Annotated in this window: 5 protein-coding genes; 4 read left to right on the top strand and 1 reads right to left on the bottom strand. The window is 42.1% G+C overall.

Going from position 1 to position 2,427, the window contains the following annotated elements:
• From ACXAG2_RS20785 to ACXAG2_RS20775, 3 genes are all read left to right on the top strand, one after another.
• On the top strand, positions 1-461 hold a 461-nt coding region (locus ACXAG2_RS20785), incomplete at its 5' end, for a hypothetical protein (RefSeq protein ID WP_474870229.1).
• A gap of 133 nt (positions 462-594) precedes the next feature.
• Positions 595-849, top strand: a complete 255-nt coding sequence (locus ACXAG2_RS20780; RefSeq protein WP_303575219.1) for a type II toxin-antitoxin system Phd/YefM family antitoxin — start codon at positions 595-597, stop codon at positions 847-849.
• Positions 842-1,105, top strand: a complete 264-nt coding sequence (locus ACXAG2_RS20775; protein ID WP_474870226.1) for a Txe/YoeB family addiction module toxin — start codon at positions 842-844, stop codon at positions 1,103-1,105. The genes ACXAG2_RS20780 and ACXAG2_RS20775 overlap by 8 nt, the downstream gene beginning before the upstream one ends.
• A gap of 22 nt (positions 1,106-1,127) precedes the next feature.
• Here the strand turns inward: ACXAG2_RS20775 and ACXAG2_RS20770 are convergent, their stop codons facing one another.
• Positions 1,128-1,382: a type II toxin-antitoxin system ParD family antitoxin gene (locus ACXAG2_RS20770; RefSeq protein ID WP_474870223.1), complete on the bottom strand. Its 255-nt coding sequence runs from the start codon at positions 1,380-1,382 to the stop codon at positions 1,128-1,130.
• 266 nt (positions 1,383-1,648) lie between these two features.
• On the opposite strand from ACXAG2_RS20770, the gene ACXAG2_RS20765 reads away from it, so the two are divergent.
• On the top strand, positions 1,649-2,098 hold the full coding sequence (locus ACXAG2_RS20765; RefSeq protein WP_474870221.1) for a DUF4234 domain-containing protein: 450 nt from the start codon (positions 1,649-1,651) through the stop codon (positions 2,096-2,098).
• The last annotated feature ends 329 nt before the right edge of the window (positions 2,099-2,427 follow it).

The following is a 2,427-nucleotide window of genomic DNA, read 5'->3' as shown; positions in this document are numbered from 1 at the left end:
TTAGTCTTAAGCAAACTAATTATGGCACTGGCTTTCAGCTAACCCACGAAAATGCGGAGGCTAGCATTTCACAGGGAGTCATTGTGTCTATACGTCTATGGAGAACATGCATGATTAACCGAGCTGCTATTATGCTCAAATATAAGCAACCAGCAATTGACTGGATAAATGCCGCAGATCCAAACCCCGATGGTGAGAAAATGACATTGGAGGAGGTTAACCATGAACGAACAGTTTTTCTTATCCGTGACGAAGATGCAGACACGCCCGACATCGTGAATAAATGGATAAAGCTCAACTATGAGAACCTGTTCGAAAATGAGCTTTTCAACTGGTATGTAGATGAAAGCCTTTGGCCCCGGAAGCGAACATTGAAAATGTTTAAACAGTGGTTTGAGGTTGAGTGTCATACTCTTGTAGTTGATTTAGTAGGCACTTCAATTCACAGAGTCGACGCATAACAGACAAATTGAGTCACTCGCTCCGACCCTAAACAGGGTATTAGCTGTCACGATACATTAATGTACAACATCCTGTACATGTACTCATTTTCGATCTAAACTTGTCCCATATAATGTACAAGTGGGGTGCAAAATGAGAATAGTCTCTTTTACCGAAGCACGAAATGGTCTAAAAGCCGTTTTGGACAATGTAATCAACGATGCAGATACAACAGTAATCACCCGTCGCGACTCTGAAGATGCTGTTGTAATGTCATTAGATTACTACAACAGCCTTATGGAAACCGTTCATCTACTTCGTTCTCCAGCGAACGCTGAACACTTAAATCGTTCAATAGCACAGTTTAAAGCGGCAAAAACGACCCGGCGAGAACTTATTGATGAGTAACAAGTTGTTATCATGGACTGATGAAGCTTGGAACAGTTACATTTATTGGCAGACTCAAGACAAGAAAACCTTGAAACGTATCAATAAGTTAATTTCGGATGTTAAGCGTTCTCCATTTGATGGAATTGGAAAGCCTGAACCTCTTAAAGAAAATCTTTCTGGTTTCTGGTCTCGCAGAATAGATGACACAAACCGTTTGGTATATGCCGTGGACGACACCGCAATTACGGTTATATCGTGTCGTTACCATTACTAGTAGTTGGCTGCTAACAATCACATTAAGTTGGTCGCAAGCTCCCTGGGACAATAACTAGTTCTGATATCAGATGCTCAAGGTCGTATTCAGCTTCGCCGCTTTCTTCACCTGCTACAAGTAATTGACGCAGAGTGTTTAATTTGGTTTCCTGTGTTTCTAGCAAGCGAAGAGCTGAACGAATCACCTCGCTTGCTGAACCATACCGACCAGTTTGAATTTGGCTAGCAATAAAGCCATCAAAATGGTCTCCAAGGGTGATGCTGGTGTTTTTAGCCATCTGGTTTCTCCAAATACCAATATATACCTAATTATGGTACTTGCGCGTTGTAAGTCAACAGCGCATAACTAACACATTAAGCCGCTTGAAGGCTCGCCAGGACAGTAACACGTGGGCACTGTCGCTTCGCCCGGATTTTAGCCCATATGGTGTCGCCCTTAATGTGGGAGCTATTTCGCGAAGGTACATTCCGGCAATGTCTTCACGCTTGAAAATTAATCAATAGACCGCATTAATGACTCAACGTTTATTTCAAGGAAGAAGAAATGTCTCAGTCAAACAATGTATTTAAAGAGAAATCTGTAGTCGTAGTTCTAGCCTTATGCGTTTTCACTTTTGGGCTTTACGTCATTTTCCGTCTGTGGCAGTTGACTAAAATACTCAATTCAAAAACGGAAAGTCATATTTCAAAGGCTTTCACAACAACTGCAATTTCTACTCACTTAGTTTCTCTACTTGGTCTCATCTACTATTTTCTTTTCTCTGCACCAGTACCACTATTGATTACTGCTAAACTTCTTCATCTGCTGTCGGCAATACTTCATATCGTATGGATTATCAAAGTCAGAAATAGGATCAACAGAATAAATAACGTCTCAAAAGGCAATGCGTTGTGGCTGGGCCCTTTCCTTAGCAGCTTCTTTCATGTCATTTACTTTCAACACAAAATAAACCAATCTATAGGTTCTGAGGCTGCGGGCAAACTCGCGATATAACAATCACACTGCCACGCAGCCAACTTTGGTTGCAGCCAAACTCCGGGCCTCACGTTACTCATCTTTGAAGAAGTTGTGGGGAAATTAGGGAAGAATTATCCATATAAATACTTAGTCGCTCGCAGGGCCGCTGGGACGCTTACGCATGAGCTGCGTCACTTCGCTCCTGATTGTAGCGGCGTTGTTGCCTAAATTGAACTTTACAGCGTTTACCTGATCAGATCGTCATATTTCCTGATGGCGAATAAGAATGGGCAAGGCGAAAAGTAAGATATCTAATTGGTCTGCGTACAACAAAGCGTTGGTCAATCGCGGTTCGATAACGTTCT

The organism is Alteromonas sp. ABH4_456 (genome assembly GCF_056160645.1).
This window is presented reverse-complemented; position numbering and strand designations above follow the sequence as displayed.

Bases quoted from the DNA above. Each gene is read 5' to 3' on its own strand.
- ACXAG2_RS20780 (WP_303575219.1), top strand. From the start codon at position 595: ATGAGAATAGTCTCTTTTACCGAAGCACGAAATGGTCTAAAAGCCGTT.
- ACXAG2_RS20775 (WP_474870226.1), top strand. From the start codon at position 842: ATGAGTAACAAGTTGTTATCATGGACTGATGAAGCTTGGAACAGTTAC.
- ACXAG2_RS20770 (WP_474870223.1), bottom strand. From the start codon at position 1,382: ATGGCTAAAAACACCAGCATCACCCTTGGAGACCATTTTGATGGCTTT.
- ACXAG2_RS20765 (WP_474870221.1), top strand. From the start codon at position 1,649: ATGTCTCAGTCAAACAATGTATTTAAAGAGAAATCTGTAGTCGTAGTT.